A 16059-nucleotide genomic window follows, 5' to 3' on the forward strand; every position below is an offset into this window, starting at 1 on the left:
TGCAGTGCCGACTCCCTCGATCGAAACCCGCCTCAGCCGCCTGTGGGCCCACGAAAAGGCCAGCTACGGCCTGCGCGTGTTCATCGCGCTGGCCGTGGCGATGGGCGTGTGCTGGCACCAGCAGCAACTGGAGGCGGTGCCGGCGATCTTCCTGGGCACCATCGCCAGCGCCATCGCCGAGACCGACGACAACTGGCTGGGCAGGATCAAGTCGGTGCTGCTGTCGCTGCTGTGCTTCGCCGCCGCCGCGGCCGCGGTGGTGCTGCTGTTCCCGTACCCGTGGCCGTTCGCGGCCGGCCTGGCGCTGTCCACCTTCGCCCTGACCCTGCTCGGCGCGCTCGGCGAACGCTACGCCTCGATCGCCCAGGCCACCGTGGCGCTGGCGATCTACGCGATGATCGGCCTGGACCACGGCAACCAGGCCGGCCATGTCGGCGGCAGCGCCTGGCACGGCGTGGCCTTGTTGCTGCTCGGCGCCAGCTGGTACGCGGTGCTGTCGGTGCTGTGGACGATACTGTTCGCCAACCGGCCGGTGCGCGAGCGGCTGTCGCGGCTGTACCTGGAGCTGGGCCGCTACCTGCGGCTGAAGGCGGCGCTGTTCGAGCCGGTGCGGCAGAGCGACCTGCACGCGCGGCGGCTGGCGCTGGCCGAGCAGAACGCGCGGGTGGTGGCGGCGCTGAACGCGGCCAAGACCGCGATCATCAGCCGCTTCGGCCGCTCCGGCCGGCCCGGCGTGCAGTCGGGCCTGTACTTCCGCCTGTACTACATGGCGCAGGACTTCCACGAGCGCGCCAGTTCCTCGCACTACCCGTACGAGGCGCTGACCGACGCGTTCTTCCACAGCGACGTGCTGTACCGCTGCCAGCGCCTGCTGGCCCTGCAGGGCAAGGCCTGCGCGGCGCTGGGCGAGGCGATCCGGCTGCGCCAGCCGTTCGACTACGGCGAGCAGACCCAGCAGGCCACCACCGACCTGCGCGAGTCGCTGGATTTCCTGCACGCGCGCGCCGATCCACGGCAGGCGCGGCTGCTCGGCTCGCTGGAATTGCTGGTGACCAACCTGCACAGCATCGAGCGGCGCCTGGCCGAGGCCGCGCAGTCGGACGCCACCAGCGACACCCTCGACACCCGCCTGCGCGACTCCTCGCCGCACACCCTGCGCGAGATGCTGCGGCGCCTCGGCCAGCAGCTCACGCCCGGCTCGGTGCTGTTCCGGCACGGCCTGCGCATGGCGATCGCGCTGGTGGTGGGCTACGCCATCATGCGGTCGATCCACGCCAGCAACGGCTACTGGATCCTGCTGACCACCGCCTTCGTGTGCCGGCCCAACTACGGCGCCACCCGCCTGCGCCTGGCCCAGCGCATCGCCGGCACCCTGATCGGCCTGGGCGCGGCGTGGGCGCTGATGCAATTGTTCCCCAGCACCGAGCTGCAACTGCTGTTCGCCCTGCTCGGCACCCTGGTGTTCTTCGTCACCCGCACCGACCGCTACATGCTCGCCACCGCGGCGATCACGGTGATGGCGCTGTTCTGCTTCAACCTGATCGGCAACGGTTTCATGCTGATCTGGCCGCGCCTGCTCGACACCCTGATCGGCTGCGCGATCGCCGCCGCCGCCTCGTTCCTGATCCTGCCGGACTGGCAGGGCCGGCGCCTCAACCAGGTGCTGGCGACGGTGCTGTCCAGCAGCGCGCGCTACCTGGCGCAGGTGCTGGAACAGTACCGCAGCGGCATGCGCGACGACCTGCCCTACCGCATCGCCCGCCGCGACATGCACAACGCCGACGCCGCGCTGTCGGTGGCGCTGTCGAACATGCTGCGCGAGCCCGGCCGCTATCGCCGCAACCTGGATGCCGGGTTCCGCTTCCTGGCCCTGTCCAACACCTTGCTCGGCTACCTGTCGGCGCTGGGCGCGCACCGCGCCGCGCTGGCCGGCGAGACCGATCCGGACATCGCCCGCGCCGGCGAGTACCTGACCCAGGCGCTGGGCGCGCTGGCCGACGCGCTCAGCGAACGGCGCCCGCTGCCGGCCGCCGACGAGCCGGCCGAGATCGCGCTGGCCGAGGCGCTGGAACGCGAGGACGGCATCGACGAGGCCAAGCGCCGGCTGGTGCGCAACCAGCTCGCGCTGACCCTGCGCCTGCTGCCCAAGCTGCGCGCCGCCGCGCAGGCGGTCAGCGCCGCGCCGGCGCCGCCGGCGTCGGCGCATGCTGCCCCGGCCGCACGCTGATCCCCATCCACAGCAGCGCCGCTACCGCCAGCGCCGCGCCGCCGAGCGCCACCCCGCGCCAGCCGGCGTAGGCATAGGCGGCCGTGCCGAGGCTGGAGCCGACCGCGCCGCCGATGAAGTAGCAGGTGACGTAGGCCGAGGTGATGCGGTTGCGCGCGGCCGGGTTCAGTTGATAGATCACGCTCTGGTTGCCGATGTGCACGCCCTGCACCGCCACGTCCAGCAACAGCACGCCGGCCAGCAGCAGCCACAGCGAGTGCGGCGCGCCGAGCAGCAGCAGCCACGACAGCAACAGCATCGCCAAGCCGCCCCAGCCGACCCAGTGGCCGGCGCCGCGGTCGGACAGCTTGCCGGAGAGGTTGGCGGCGAACGCGCCGGCCGCGCCGATCAGCCCGAACAGGCCGATGGTCGCGGTGCCATAGCGGTAGTCCGGGCCGGACAGCAGGAATGCCAGCGTGGTCCAGAACATGCTGAAGCCGGCGAAGATCAGCCCGCCCAGCACCGCCCGCGCGCGCAGCACCGGTTCGTCGCGCAACAGCGCCAGCACCGAGCCGATCAGGTGCGGATAGGACAGCTGCGGATTGCCCGGGTGCCGCGGCAGGCCGCGCCACAGCAGCCCCGACACCAGCAGGATCAGCGCCGCCGCCGCCCAGTACACGGTATGCCAGCCGCCGACCCCGGCCAGCAGGCCGGACACCGTGCGCGCCAGCAGGATGCCCAGCAGCAGGCCGCTCATCACCGTGCCGATGACCCGGCCGCGCTCGTGCGGCGCGGCCAGGGTCGCGGCGAACGGCACCAGGATCTGCGCGGCCACCGAACTCAGGCCGGTGATCAGCGTGCCGACCAGCAGCAGCGCGAAGCTGTGGGCCATCGCACTGACCAGCAGGCCGACCGCGCTGAGTGCGTACAGGCCGACGATCAGGCTGCGGCGCTCGAAGCGGTCGCCCAGCGGCACCAGCAACAACAGGCCGGCGGCATAGGCCAGCTGCGCGGTGGTGACCACCGCGCCGGCGTGGCGCACGTCGATGGCGAAGGTCTGCGCCAGCACTTCCAGCAGCGGTTGCGCATAGTAGTTGCTGGCCACCGCCAGGCCGGTGGCGATGGCCATCAGCAGCACCAGGCCGCGGCGCATCGGCGAATGCGAGGTCGTTTCCATGGACAGGAACCGGATCGAGGAGAGGGAGCGCAGTCTGTGGCGATGGCAGCGATCTTTCCAACGCATTTTTTTCACCACATCCATCTGTTTTTGAGATAGCGTGGCGACGGCATCGGGTCGCGCCGGCCATCGCGCCGGATCGCCGCGGCGGTGCCCCGCCACGTGCACACTGGCCATCACACGTCCGGGGGGAACGCGCCACCATGCTCAGCACCGACATCGCCGACGCGCTGCGCCAGCAAGGGTATGCCGTGGTCCGCGGCTTCCTGGCCGAAGGCGACATTCCCGACAGCCTGCTGCGCTTCCTGGAAGGCGCCGAGAAGTTCCACGACGGCGTGATCGGCGACCTGCCGGCGGCGGACATGCGCCGGATCCAGGCGCGCATCGCCGCCACGGTGCCGCCGGTCGCCGCGGCCATGGGCCTGGCGATCGCCCCCGACCGCTTCGGATACTGCGCCATCCGCATCCGCGAAAGCCATGCCGCGCCGAGCCTGCGCCTGCCGTTCGACCAGCACCGCGATCCGAAGACCGCCCCGGGCGGCGCGCTCAACTGGCACCTGGACCACTTCAGCTACTTCCTGCACGGCGACCACCGCAACTACCTGATCTGCTACATGCCGGTGCTCAAGCCCGACGCCAGCCTGGCCAACGTGGCCATCGTCGCCGACGACGTGGTCGCGCGCCTGGATCCGCACCTGCACCGGCGCATCCAGGGCCGCGGCGCGCTGCGCTTCCGCTGCGTGGAGGCCGACACGCTGGACTGGTTCAAGCTGCGCTTTCCCGGCCAGGCCATCGCCGTCGGCGACTGGTATGCGATCGAGGACCTGCACGACGCCAGCCCCGGCTGGAAAATCGGCGTCGACCTGGAGGCGCACAAAGTGGTGCCGCAGCTCGCGGTCGGCGACCTGCTGATCATGCGCGCCGACGTCATCCACCGCACCCACGACGCCGGCTGCGACCGCATCTCGGTGCGCTGCGACGTCCTGCCGGCGCGCGCGCACCGGCTCGATACGCTGCGCGGCCTGCTCGACATGACCCTGCGCTACCCGTGGATGAGCCGCAAGCGCCGCTACAACATCCGCCTGTGGCTGCGCCAGCAATGGCGCAAGCGGTTGGAGCGGCAAACATGAGTCGCGCACCGCGACCGAGCGCACGGCGCGCCTGCGGCGCACTCCGCGCACCGCCATGCTGACCCTGCGCCAGCTCGAATTCGCCGTCGCCGTCGCCGAGGAAGGCAGCTTCACCGCGGCCGCGCGCCGCTGCCACACCGTGCAGTCGGCGCTGAGCCACCAGATCGCCAAGATCGAACAGGCACTGGGCGCGCGCCTGTTCGAGCGCGGTGCGCGGCGGGTGCGCGCCACCGCCGCCGGCGAGGTGTTCCTGCACAACGCGCGGGCCACCCTGCGCGCGGCCGAGCGCCTGCAGGAGGAGATGGCGCAGACCCTGGGCACGGTGCGCGGCCGCCTGCAGATCGGGCAGATTTCCTCGTTGAACGCGGTGCAGGTACCGGCGGTGCTGCGCCGCTTCCGCGAGGCGCACAGCGCGGTGGACGTGCACCTGCGCACCGGCATGAGCGATGCGCTGCTGCTGGAGCTGGGCGAAGGCCGGCTCGACGTGGCCCTGATCGGCGTCGGCCCGCACGTGGCGCTGCCGCCGCAGCACCTGCTGCTGCACGAGGAACCGCTGGCGCTGATCGCCGCGCCGGGCAACCGCTTCGCCGCGCGCCGCGAGGTCTCCCTGCGCGAGCTGGAGGACGCGCCGATGGCCGGGCTGATCCCCGGCGCCGGCGTGCGCGGCATCATCGACCGCGCCTTCGCCGATGCCGGCCTGCGCCAGCGCCTGCAGTACGAGGTCACCCATGCCGACCTGCAGCGGCAACTGGTGGCCGAGGACCTGGGCCTGGCGGTGGTGCCGCAGACCATGGCCGCGGGCATGCACGGCGTGGCGACGGTGGCGCTGCGCGAGCGCTTCCGCTTCCTGACTTATGCGGTCTGGCGGCCGGACCCGACCCCGGCCGCGCGCGCCTTCATCGCCCTGCTGCGCGCGCAGCACAAAGCGCCGCACACCGCGGCCGGCAGCGCCGGAGCGGGCCGCCGCGCGCCGCGCCTGCGCGCGCGGTGAACCTGCTAGGCTGCGCGCGTTCGCAAAGGAGCCTGCATGTCCGCCCACAGCCAGTTCGCCCTGCTGCGGCAACGCCGCTTTCTGCCGTTCTTCGTGGTCCAGGCGTTGGGCGCGTTCAACGACAACGTGTACCGGCAGGCGATCATCGGCCTGCTGTTCTATCTCGGCGTCACCCCCGAACAGCGCACGCTGTACACCAACCTGGCGCCGGCGCTGTTCATCCTGCCGTACTTCCTGTTCTCCTCGCTGGCCGGGCAGATCGCCGAGAAGCTGGAGAAATCGCGGCTGGTGGTCATCACCACCACGATGGAGATCGCGATCATGTCGCTGGCCGCGGTCGGCTTCCTGACCGAGAACATGGCGGTGCTGCTGGTGGCGCTGTTCTGCACCGGCCTGCAGTCGACCCTGTTCGGGCCGGTGAAGTATTCGATCCTGCCATCGGTGCTCAAGCCGGAGGAACTGACCGGCGGCAACGGCCTGGTCGAGATGGGCACTTCGATCTCGATCCTGTGCGGCATGATCCTGGGCGGGCTGATCTTCCAGATCGCCGGCAGCCACGGACCGGTGGCCGCGGCCACCGCGGTGGTGGCGCTGGCGGTCACCGGCAACCTGGTGGCGCGCTGCATTCCCAAGGTCGATGCCGGCGCGCCCGAGCTGAAGATCAACTGGAACCCGCTGCCCGAATCGCTGGCGATCATGCGCCTGACCCGGCGCCAGCTGGCGGTGCGCAACGCGGTGCTCGGCGTGTCCTGGTTCTGGTTCGTCGGCACCGTGCTTACCGCGCAGTTGCCGACCTACGCCGAACTCAACCTGGGTGGCGCGCAGGACCTGTACATCTTCGCCCTGGCGCTGTTCTCGATCGGCACCGGCACCGGCTCGCTGCTGTGCGAGAAGCTGTCCGGACGCACCGTGGAAATCGGCCTGGTGCCGCTGGGCGCGTTCGGCATCAGCGCCTTCATGCTCGACCTGTACTTCGCCCGCCCCGGCGCCGCGCCGCACACCGGCCTGGACATCGGCCAGTTCGTGGGCCAGCCCGGCAGCTGGCGGATCATGCTCGACCTGGTCGGCATCGGCCTGTGCACCGGCCTGTTCGTGGTGCCGCTGTTCGCGCTGATCCAGAGCCGCACGCCGAAGGCGGAACTGTCGCGCGTCATCGCCGGGCTCAACATCCAGAACTCGCTGTTCATCGTGCTGGCGGCGATGATCGGCATCGCCCTGCAGATGCAGCAGCTGCACCTGTTCGGTCTGCGCATCCCGATGCCCGGGCTGAGCATCCCGCAGGTATTCCTGGCGCTGGCCATCGCCAATGCGCTGGTGGCGATCTGGATCTTCAGCATCGTCCCCGAATTCCTGATGCGCTTCCTCAGCTGGGTGATGGTGCGCACCCTGTACCGGCTGCGCCTGCACGGGATCGAACGCCATGTGCCCGAGGAGGGCGCGGCGCTGATCGTATGCAACCACGTCAGCTACATGGACGCGCTGGTGCTGGCCGCGGCGATCCCGCGGCCGGTGCGCTTCGTCATGTACTACCGCATCTTCAACATTCCGGTGATGCGCTGGATCTTCCGCACCGCCAAGGCGATCCCGATCGCCGGCGCGCGCGAGGATCCCGAGCTGATGCAGCGCGCGTTCGACGCCATCGACGCGGCGCTGGCCGAGGGCGAGCTGGTGTGCATCTTCCCCGAGGGCGCGCTGACCAAGGACGGCGAGATCGCCGCGTTCAAGTCCGGCGTGGAGAAGATCCTGGCGCGGCGCGCGGTGCCGGTGGTGCCGATGGCGCTGCGCAACATGTGGACCAGCATGTGGAGCAAGCGCGACTCGCGGCTGCGGCGCATGCGCCTGCCGCGGCGCTTTCGCGCCCTCATCGAGGTGATCGCCGATACGCCGGTGGCCGGCGCCCAGGCCAGCGCCGAGACCCTGGAAGCGCAGGTGCGGCGGCTGCGCGGCGATGCCGCCTGAGTGCGTGCAGGTGCCGCGGGCGCGCACTTGGGGTAAATTAGCCTGAGGGGAGACGCCACAAGCGGTGGCGTCCATCACGAAGGACCGCGCGCAGTGAATCACGTCGCACCACCACCAGCGCCCAACGCGACGGGCGTCTATGTGCCCAACAACCTGGTGTGGGCGATCCTGTCCACGCTGTTCTGCTGCCTGCCGCTGGGCATCGTCTCCATCGTCTACGCCTCGCAGGTGGATGGCCGCCGCGCCGCCGGCGACATCGCCGGTGCGCGCGAAGCCTCGCGCAAGGCCGGCCTGTGGGCAATGTGGTCGGCGTTCGCGCTGCCGGTCCTGATGGCGCTGTGGTTTTTGCTGTTCGGCGGCCTGGCCTTCCTCGGCAGCCTGACCAGCCACTAGCTAGCCTGGCGCCTTTCCCGTTTCACCACCCAACCACGGAGCAACACGGATGAATACCACCGCACCGCAAGTGTCCAGCAACCTCGTCTGGGCGATCCTGGCCACGCTGTTCTGCTGTCTGCCGCTGGGCATCGTGTCCATCGTCTACGCCTCGCAGGTCAACACCAAGCTCGCTGCGGGCGACGTGGCCGGCGCGCGCGACTCGGCGGACAAGGCCAAGAAGTGGGCGATCTACTCGGCGATCACGGCCGTGGTGCTGATGGTGCTGTACGTGATCTTCCTCTTCGCCCTGGGCGGCCTGGGCATGATGCAGCAGTCGTCCGTGTCCTGAGGACCACGGCCGCCGTCGCCTGCGACGGCGGCCGGTCACACGCGATCGCCTGCCTGCCATGTCCCTGCCGCGCCTGCAGTCCCTGCCCCGCTGGCTGCCGCTGGCCGCACTGAGCGGCGGCGCGGTGGTGGCCACCGTGGTGCTGCGCCGGGTCGATCCCAACGTCCCCGGCAATCCGCTGCCGGGGTGCCCGTTCCGCGCCCTCACCGGCCTGTACTGCCCCGGCTGCGGCAGTACCCGCTGCCTGCACGCGCTGGTGCATCTGGACCTGGCCCACGCCTGGGCGAGCAATCCCCTGCTGGTGGTGGCGCTGCCGCTGCTGGCGATCATGGCGCTCAACGCCGCCGGCCTGCGCCTGCGCCCGCTGGCGCCGCTGCTGAAGATCCTCGCCGACCCGCGGCTGTGGCTGTGGGTGCTGCTCGGCTATGCGCTGCTGCGCAACCTGCCCTGGTTTCCCTTCACCCTGCTCGCGCCGCACTGATCGCCTGCCGCACCCGCACGCGGCAACGACTCGTCTAGACTCACCGACTGTCGCGCGCCACCCTCCAGGAGATCCACCATGAGCACCGTCACCCCCGTCACGCCTCCGCCCGCCCCCGCCTCCGGCGTGCCCGGCCCGATCCCCAACCATCTGGCCTGGGCGATCATCTCCACGGTGCTCGGCTTCTGCCTGTGCTGCCCGGCGCTGATCACCGGCATCGTCGCCATCGTGTTCTCCAGCAAGGTCAACGGCCTGCTCAACCAGGGCGACTTGGAGGGCGCGCGCCGCGCCTCCAACACCGCCAAGACCTGGTGCTGGGTGACCACCGTGCTGGCCATCATCGGCCTGCTGATCAACGTGGTCATGTTCGCCACCGGCGGCATGCAGAGCTACATGGACTACATGCAGCAGATCCAGCACGCGAGCTGATCGGCATGCGCGCCTGGCAGCAGCGGGCGTGCCTGGGCGCCGCCGCCGTACTCGCGGCCGGCGGCGCCACGCTGTTGTACCGTTTCGATCCCAATGCCGCGGACAACCCGTTCGCGCCGTGCATGTTCCATGCGCTCACCGGCTATTACTGCCCGGGCTGCGGCATGACCCGCGCCCTGCATGCGCTGGTGCACCTGGACCCGGTCGGCGCCTTCGCGATGAATCCCGGCGCGATGCTCGGCCTGGCGCTGCTGCCGGGCCTGGTCGCCTGGAAGGCCGGCTGGCGCGCGGCCTGGTTCGCACCGGTGATCAACGTGGTCTCGCGGCCGAACTTCTGGCTGGTCGCGCTGCCGGGCTACTGGATCGCGCGCAACCTGCCGTGGTTCCCGTTCACCCTGCTGGCGCCGCACTAGCCGGCCTGCCGCATCCGCCTCGTCGTGTCAGGTAGCAGGCTCGCGCCTTCCCACATGGCTGATGGGCGCCTCTAATCACTGCGGGATGCGTCCTGTAGCAGCGGCTGCAGCCGCGACGGACGTCCCCGGGCAAGCCCGTCGCGGCTGCAGCCGCTCCTACGCGGCGATGTCGTGCATGGAAGAAGCAGGTTACTAGAGGTGCCCCGATCTCGAGAGCGGCCTCAGCTGACCCAACCGGCGATCACCAGCAGCGCCAGCAGCACCAGCCACAGCAGCAGCACCCGCCAGACCTGGCTCATCGCATCGCGCAGTTCGGGCAGGCGCCGCAGCGCCGGCACCACCATGCCCGCGTCGCTGTAGTCGTGCGCTTCGGCATCGAGTTCGCCGCGCACGCTGGCGCAGGCCACCGGCCCGAGGAAGCCGGTATCCAGCTGCCAACGCGTGCCGCCGGCGGCGCGCCAGGCGCCGAACACCGCCTCGAAATTGCCGACCAGGGCCAGCGAGAAGGTCATCAGGTGCGCGACCGGCCATTCCATCGCCGCCAGCAGCAGGCGCGCGCCGGCGGCGGTCGCCGGCGGCAGCCGCGACGCATACGGACCGACCGCGGCCAGCGCCAGCAGCCGGTAGCCCAGCGCACCGAACGGGCCCAGCAGCAGGAACCAGAACAGCACCGCGAACCAGCGCCGCAGCGCGCTGACCGCCACCGCCTCGACCAGCCCGGCCGGATCGGCGCGCAGCGGCCCGCCGTCGGCCTGCAGCTGCGCCACCGCCAGCTGCCGCGCCGCGGCATCGTCGGCATCGATGATCGCCTCCACGTCGGCATCCAGGTCGCGCGGCCCCCAACTGAAGGCCAGCACCGCGATCCCGAACAGCAGGGCCAGCAGGCCCAGGTGCGGCGCCGCCAGCAGCCACTGCAGCAGGCCGACCAGCAGCAGCGGCGGCAACAGCGCCAGCGCGATGCCGTAACGGCCACGCCAGACGCTGCCCTCGCCGGCGTGCGTGTCCAGCCAGCTCAGCCAGTCGCCGAAGGCGTCGAAGCGGCGCAACGAGGCCACCATGCCGGGCGCGACATGGCCCAACACCAGGGCGACGATCACAGCGACGAGGGTCGTGAACATGCAGGTCCTCCGGGACCGTTCTGAAACGGATGCGCGCGATGCGCCGGCGCGGTCAGGCCGGCGCGCCGTGCCGGTACCAGTCCTCGATCAGGGCGCGGGCGATGGAAATGCGCGGCGGCAGGCGCAGGCCATGGCCGTCGTCGGCGCTGTCGCCGTGCGCAGCCAGCCGTGCCAGCGCGGCGCCGACCTCCTCGCGCTCGAACCAGCGCGCGTCTTCCAGCTCGCCGTCCACCTGCGGGATGTCCGCCTCCGCCTGCGCGCGGAAGCCGAGCATCAGCGCGCCGGGAAACGGCCACGGCTGCGCGCCGTAGTAGCGGCAGCTGCCGGGCCGCACCCGCACCTGGGTTTCTTCGGCCACCTCGCGCGCCACCGTCTGTTCCAGCGATTCGCCCGGCTCGACGAAGCCGGCGATCACCGAGTAGCGCCGCGCCGGCCAGCTCGCCTGGCGCCCCAGCAGCAGGCGCCGGCCGTCGCTGACCGCGACGATCACCGCCGGATCCACCCGCGGATAGTGCTCGCTGGCGCATTGCGTGCAGACGCCGAGGAAACCGCCGCGCTGCAGCGCGATGGTGCCGCCGCACACGCCGCAGAAGCGGGTACGCGACTGCCAGTGCAGCATCGCGCGAGCGTAGGCGAACAGGCTCGCCTCCAATGCCGGCCACTCGGCGGCGGCGCGGCGCAGGTCGATGCGCTGCGGCGGCGCCGGCGCCTGCGGCAGCGCGTCGGCGGCCAGCGCGAACCAGGCCTGGCCGTGATCCAGGCCAAGGAAGACCGCCCGCTCCGCCAGCGCGCCCAGCGCGGCGCCGCTGGCGATCAGCGGGCGTCCGTCGGCGTCGGCATGCGCATGGCCGTCGGCGTCCAGCACCAGCACCTGGGCCTGTTCCCAGGCCCGGCGCAGCGCGGCCGGATCGGTGCGCACGGCATCGGCACGGTCGATCGCGGGACCGGCGAAGGCGAAGGAGTCGGGCGTCGGATCGGACATGCGCCGCAGGGTGCAGGCAAACCGTGCGTCCCGCAAGCCGCAGCGTGTCTACACGCTGAAGCTGCTGCCGCACCCGCAGGTGGTCTTGGCGTTGGGATTGCGGATCACGAACTGCGCCCCGTGCAGGCCCTCGCTGTAGTCCACTTCCGCACCCATCAGGTACTGCAGGCTGAGCGGGTCGACCAGCAGGGTGACCTGGTCGGTCTGCACCGCCAGGTCGTCCTCGGCGCGGTTCTCGTCGAATTCGAAGCCGTACTGGAAGCCGGAACAGCCGCCGCCCTGGATGTAGACGCGCAGCGCCAGCGCGTCGTTGCCTTCCTCGCGGATCAGCTCGCGCACCTTGGCCGCGGCGGCCGCGGTGAAGTTCAGCGGCCGCTCCAGCGACTGGTAGTCGGGCGTGGGCGCGGCGCCGGGCAGGGAAACGAGAGTGCTCATGCCAGCAGCATGGGGACGGCGGGCGGCCGAATCAAGCCTCGGCGGCGAGCGCGCGCGGCGGCTCGGCGTCGCCGGCGGCCTGCTCGCGGTGCGCTTCCGGCGGCGCCAGCGCGGCGAGGCTGCCGGCGTGGATCAGGCGCCCGGTCAGCTGCGCGCCGGCGTTCATCTCCACCACCTGGTAGTGCACGTTGCCCTGCACCCGCGCCTTCGGCGCCAGTTCCACCCGCTCGGCGGCGTGCACGTCGCCGATCAGCTGGCCGTTGATGATCACCACCGGCGCGCGCACCTCGCCCTCAATGCTGCCGTGCTCGGACAGGGTCAGCGTGGCCGGCGCGCCGTCCTCGGCCACGACCTTGCCGAGAATGCGCCCTTCCACGTAGAGCCCGCCGCTGAACACCAGGTCGCCACGGATCACCACCTGCGCGCCGATCAGCGTGTCGACCACGGTCTGGCCGCTGCTGCGGCTGTTCTTGTTCCCAAACATAGGCTGATTATTCCCCTTTGCCGTTACCGGCCAATGTCCAATCGAAGGTCTGGCTGACCGGCGTCCCGCCGCCGCTCAATACCACCCGCACCCGTTGCGGCGTGAAGCCCTTGGGCAGGATCACGCTGCCGTCCAGTTGCTGGAAGTAGCGGAACGAGTAGTCCTGCCCGGGCACACCGGTCTTCTGGTGCAGTTCGTCCCAGCCGACGCTGGTCAGCTTGCCGCCGCGCACGCCCTCCACGGTCAGGCGCAGCTGGCCCTGGCTGATCGCCCCGCGGTTGAGGTTCTGGGTCAGCACCACGTTGTAGCGCCAGGTGCCGCCGGCCTCGGCGGAGAACTCCACCGAATGCACGCTCAAGCCCTTGCGCTGGCTGGTGGCGCCGACCAGGCGCTCGTAGAACGCCACGTCGGCCCGCAGCCCGGCGATCTCCTCGTCGCGCTCGGCCAGCGAACTCTGCACCTCGTTGTTGGCGGCGCGGCTGATCTGGTCGGAGCGGGCCAGGGTGGCCTGGCGCTGGTTGAGCGTCTCGATCTGGCGCTGCTGCGCCTGCAGGTTGCGTTCGGCCTCGCGCAGCTGCGCGCTGACCGCACTGAGCCGCGGCGCGGCCTGGCGGCTGGCCAGCCACCAGGTCAGCGCCAGCGACAACAGCCACAGCCCGGCGAGCAGCAGCCACAGCCCGCGGCCACGGCGGGGCGCGGCGCCATTGGGCACGATCTGGAAACGGGGAACGGGTCGGTTCATGCGTGCCACCGCGCCACCGAGGCGGCGCCGGCGTCGATCCTCGCGGGTCGGCTTGCTGGAACGCCCTAGTGTAAGCCACCCTCCTGAGCGGTGCCGGACTGCACGGCATCCCACGTCCCACGCCGCGGGCTGGCCTTCGTGGCGGGCTTGGCCGATAGTGACCGGCATCCGTGCAGTTGCAGGAGCGCCTGCCATGACCGACGCCCATCTCTTCGTAATCGGCATCCTGCTGGCCTGGCTGGCCGGCATCCGCGTCTACCTGACCGTGTTCGGTGTCGGCCTGGCCGGCCTGCTCGGCTGGCTGGACCTACCGCCGGCGCTGCAGGCCACGCAGTCGTGGTGGGTACTCGGCACCTCCGGCGCGCTGGCGCTGGCGGAGTTCTTCGCCGACAAGATCCCCGGCGTGGACTCGGTCTGGGACCTGCTGCAGACCCTGACCCGGATTCCGGCCGGCGCCTTCCTGGCCGCGGCCACGCTCTCGCCCGACGGCCAGCTCGGCGCCGGCGCGCTGGCCACCGGCGCCGGCGTGGCGCTGACCAGCCATGTGCTCAAGGCCGGCACCCGCGCCCTGCTCAACACCTCGCCGGAACCGGCCAGCAACTGGATCGCCTCGCTGGCCGAGGATTCGGTGGTGATCGCCGCGCTGGCCCTGGCCCTGGCGCACCCATGGCTGGCGCTGGCCGTGGTGCTGGCGGCGAGCGTGCTCGGCGCGCTGCTGGTGTGGTGGACCTGGCGCCTGCTGTGGCGCGGCATGCGCCGCCTGCTGGCGCCGGCTCCGACCGCCGCGGCGCAAGGCACGCAGCCTTCGCGAACTTGATCGCATAATTTGGACGCGCACCAGGAACCAGACGCGATGCCCGCCAACGACGCCGCTCCGCTTTCCCATCGCGAGGACCCGCGCGCGCGCCATGTCCGCGCCGAGACCCCGCCGCCGCACTACTGGCGCCGCTGGGTCGGCGACGCGGAGCGCGCGGTGCCCGCCGAGGTCGGCTCCGATGACCGCGCGGCCGATCCCGTGCCCGCCGAATCCACGGCAGCCGCCACGCCGCTGGCCAGCACCGACCACGACGACGGCCCGGCCGACGCCAGCGCGGCCGCCTTCGTGGTCGCCGACGCCGGCTCCGATCCTGCCGCGCAGGCCGCGGCCGCGCCCTACCGCGTGCTGATCGTCGAGGACGATCGTGCGCAGGCGCTGTTCGCGCAGAGCGTGCTGCATGGCGCCGGCATGCATGCGCTGGTGCAGATGCAGGCCGAAGGCGTGCAGCAGGCCATCGTCGACTACCGGCCGGACCTGATCCTGATGGACCTGCACATGCCGGGACTGGACGGCATGCGCCTGACCACGCTGATCCGCCAGCAGCCGCAGCACCAGTTGCTGCCGATCGTGTTCCTGTCCGGCGACGCGGATCCGGAACTGGAATACGAAGTGCTCGACAGCGGCGCCGACGATTTCCTGACCAAGCCGATCCGGCCGCGGCACCTGATCGCCGCGGTCTCCAACCGCATCCGCCGCGCCCGCCAGCAGGCGCAGCAGGGCCACGCCGAGGCGGTGCCGCTGAACAATCCCGAGACCGGCCTGCCGACCCGCGCCCATCTGCTGCAGCTGCTGGACACGGCGCTGCGCACGCGCCGCCCCGGCAGCCTGTACTTCATCGAGATCGCCAGCGCGCTCGGCCTGCGCGAACGCTACGGCTACGCCGCGTTCGAGCGGCTGATGGCGCAGGCCGGGCGCCGCCTGGCCGGCATCACCGCGTCGCAGCCGCTGGCGCGGCTCAACGACAACAGCTTCCTGCTGCTGGCCGAGGACAGCGATGCCGACGCGCAGCGGCAACGCGCGCAGGGCCTGCGCGACACCCTGTCCGGCCACGCCTTCCCGCTGCGCGAGGACGAGGCGCTGCACCTGCGCTGCGCGATCGGCTATGCCGACTTCGGCCATGGCTTCGAGGATGCCGGCAGCGCCCTGGAAGCGGTCGAACGCACCGCGCTGCAGGCGCGGCTGCAGCCGCAGGGCATCGCCGCCTACGTGCCGCCGCGCGTGGAGGAGGACCTGCAGCGCATCGCGATGCTGGAAGGGCAACTGGAACCGGCCTACCAGCCGATCGTCGCCGTCGCCGGTGGCGACATCGCCCAGTACCAGGTGCTGCTGCGCCTGCGCCAGCGCGACGGCAGCCTGCTCTCGGCCGGCCAGGTGCTGCCGGCCGCCGAGGCCATCGGACGCATCGCCGACCTCGACCAGCAGGTGCTGGACCACGCGCTGGGCCTGCTGCATCTGTACCAGCACGCCACCCCGCCGCTGCGCCTGTTCGTCTCGCAGTCCTCGCGCACGCTGGCGCGCACCGCCTTCGCCGAATGGCTGATCGACACCATCGGCCGCCGCGGCGTCACCGGCACCTCGCTGGTGATCGACCTGCGCCTGGACGATGCCTTGGTCCATACCGCCACGCTGCAGCAGTTCTGCGCGCGGCTGATGCCGCTGGGCGTGCAGTTCTGCATCAGCCAGTTCGAACCGGGCGCCGAGGCCGAAGCGCTGCTCGCGCATCTGCCGCTGGGCTATCTGCGCCTGTCGGCGCGCTTCGCCGGCGCGCATGCCGATCCCGATCTGCGCGACCAGTTGCGCGCCACCATCGATCTGGCGCACCGCGCCGGCCTGCTGATCATCGGCCAGCAGATCGAACAGGCGCAGGCGGCGGCCGCGATGTGGATGGGCGGGGTCGACTTCATCCAGGGCAACCTGGTGCAGTCGGTCGGCGACCAGCTGAACTTCGACTTCCAGAACGCGGTGCTCTAG

Annotated in this window: 17 protein-coding genes; 11 read left to right on the top strand and 6 right to left on the bottom strand. The window is 71.3% G+C overall.

Annotated features, from left to right (window positions below; all coding sequences use genetic code 11):
- Positions 1-4 precede the first annotated feature (4 nt).
- Positions 5-2227, top strand: coding sequence for a YccS family putative transporter (gene yccS / locus AC1PME_RS19420; protein WP_481096755.1), 2223 nt, complete (start codon positions 5-7; stop codon positions 2225-2227).
- Here the strand turns inward: yccS and AC1PME_RS19425 are convergent.
- Positions 2172-3383 carry an MFS transporter gene (locus tag AC1PME_RS19425; protein ID WP_429002462.1) on the bottom strand — a complete coding sequence of 404 codons (1212 nt, stop codon included), beginning with the start codon at positions 3381-3383 and terminating at the stop codon, positions 2172-2174. The genes yccS and AC1PME_RS19425 overlap by 56 nt on opposite strands.
- A gap of 203 nt (positions 3384-3586) precedes the next feature.
- On the opposite strand from AC1PME_RS19425, the gene AC1PME_RS19430 reads away from it, so the two are divergent.
- The 8 genes from AC1PME_RS19430 to AC1PME_RS19465 all read left to right on the top strand — a co-directional run bounded on the left by AC1PME_RS19430 (position 3587) and on the right by AC1PME_RS19465 (position 9510).
- The gene (locus AC1PME_RS19430) at positions 3587-4513 is read left to right on the top strand and encodes a hypothetical protein (protein WP_481096756.1); all 927 of its coding nucleotides are present in this window, start codon (positions 3587-3589) and stop codon (positions 4511-4513) included.
- Positions 4514-4568: 55 nt separating this feature from the next.
- Positions 4569-5504, top strand: coding sequence for a LysR family transcriptional regulator (locus tag AC1PME_RS19435; protein ID WP_481096757.1), 936 nt, complete (start codon positions 4569-4571; stop codon positions 5502-5504).
- A gap of 36 nt (positions 5505-5540) precedes the next feature.
- Complete coding sequence (locus AC1PME_RS19440; RefSeq protein WP_481096758.1) at positions 5541-7463, top strand: MFS transporter; 1923 nt, start codon at positions 5541-5543, stop codon at positions 7461-7463.
- 93 nt (positions 7464-7556) lie between these two features.
- A complete protein-coding gene (locus tag AC1PME_RS19445; RefSeq protein ID WP_254459455.1) occupies positions 7557-7856 on the top strand; it encodes a CD225/dispanin family protein in 300 nt (99 codons plus the stop codon).
- Between the two features lie 49 nt (positions 7857-7905).
- Positions 7906-8187, top strand: a complete 282-nt coding sequence (locus AC1PME_RS19450) for a CD225/dispanin family protein (protein ID WP_481096759.1) — start codon at positions 7906-7908, stop codon at positions 8185-8187.
- 58 nt (positions 8188-8245) lie between these two features.
- Positions 8246-8668: a DUF2752 domain-containing protein gene (locus AC1PME_RS19455; protein WP_254459457.1), complete on the top strand. Its 423-nt coding sequence runs from the start codon at positions 8246-8248 to the stop codon at positions 8666-8668.
- 78 nt (positions 8669-8746) lie between these two features.
- Positions 8747-9097: a CD225/dispanin family protein gene (locus tag AC1PME_RS19460; protein WP_254459458.1), complete on the top strand. Its 351-nt coding sequence runs from the start codon at positions 8747-8749 to the stop codon at positions 9095-9097.
- A gap of 5 nt (positions 9098-9102) precedes the next feature.
- Positions 9103-9510 carry a DUF2752 domain-containing protein gene (locus AC1PME_RS19465; protein ID WP_481096760.1) on the top strand — a complete coding sequence of 136 codons (408 nt, stop codon included), beginning with the start codon at positions 9103-9105 and terminating at the stop codon, positions 9508-9510.
- Between the two features lie 221 nt (positions 9511-9731).
- On the opposite strand, the gene AC1PME_RS19470 is transcribed toward AC1PME_RS19465, so the two are convergent.
- From AC1PME_RS19470 to AC1PME_RS19490, 5 genes are read right to left on the bottom strand one after another with little or no spacing between them, the layout of a single operon-like run.
- A complete protein-coding gene (locus AC1PME_RS19470) occupies positions 9732-10628 on the bottom strand; it encodes a hypothetical protein (RefSeq protein WP_481096761.1) in 897 nt (298 codons plus the stop codon).
- A 52-nt stretch (positions 10629-10680) separates the two neighbouring features.
- Positions 10681-11610 carry an NAD(+) diphosphatase gene (gene nudC / locus AC1PME_RS19475; protein ID WP_481096762.1) on the bottom strand — a complete coding sequence of 310 codons (930 nt, stop codon included), beginning with the start codon at positions 11608-11610 and terminating at the stop codon, positions 10681-10683.
- A gap of 48 nt (positions 11611-11658) precedes the next feature.
- A complete protein-coding gene (gene erpA, locus AC1PME_RS19480) occupies positions 11659-12045 on the bottom strand; it encodes an iron-sulfur cluster insertion protein ErpA (protein ID WP_160966449.1) in 387 nt (128 codons plus the stop codon).
- 31 nt (positions 12046-12076) lie between these two features.
- Positions 12077-12529 (bottom strand): bactofilin family protein, encoded by a 453-nt coding sequence (locus tag AC1PME_RS19485; protein WP_481096763.1) that lies wholly within the window; start codon positions 12527-12529, stop codon positions 12077-12079.
- Between the two features lie 7 nt (positions 12530-12536).
- Positions 12537-13271 carry a DUF6776 family protein gene (locus AC1PME_RS19490; protein WP_481096764.1) on the bottom strand — a complete coding sequence of 245 codons (735 nt, stop codon included), beginning with the start codon at positions 13269-13271 and terminating at the stop codon, positions 12537-12539.
- Between the two features lie 193 nt (positions 13272-13464).
- On the opposite strand from AC1PME_RS19490, the gene AC1PME_RS19495 reads away from it, so the two are divergent.
- Entirely contained in the window at positions 13465-14088 is a 624-nt protein-coding gene (locus AC1PME_RS19495; RefSeq protein WP_254459464.1) for a DUF4126 domain-containing protein, read from the top strand.
- 36 nt (positions 14089-14124) lie between these two features.
- A complete protein-coding gene (locus tag AC1PME_RS19500; protein ID WP_307546963.1) occupies positions 14125-16059 on the top strand; it encodes an EAL domain-containing protein in 1935 nt (644 codons plus the stop codon).

The sequence above is a fragment of the Xanthomonas sp. NCPPB 901 genome (genome assembly GCF_056725085.1).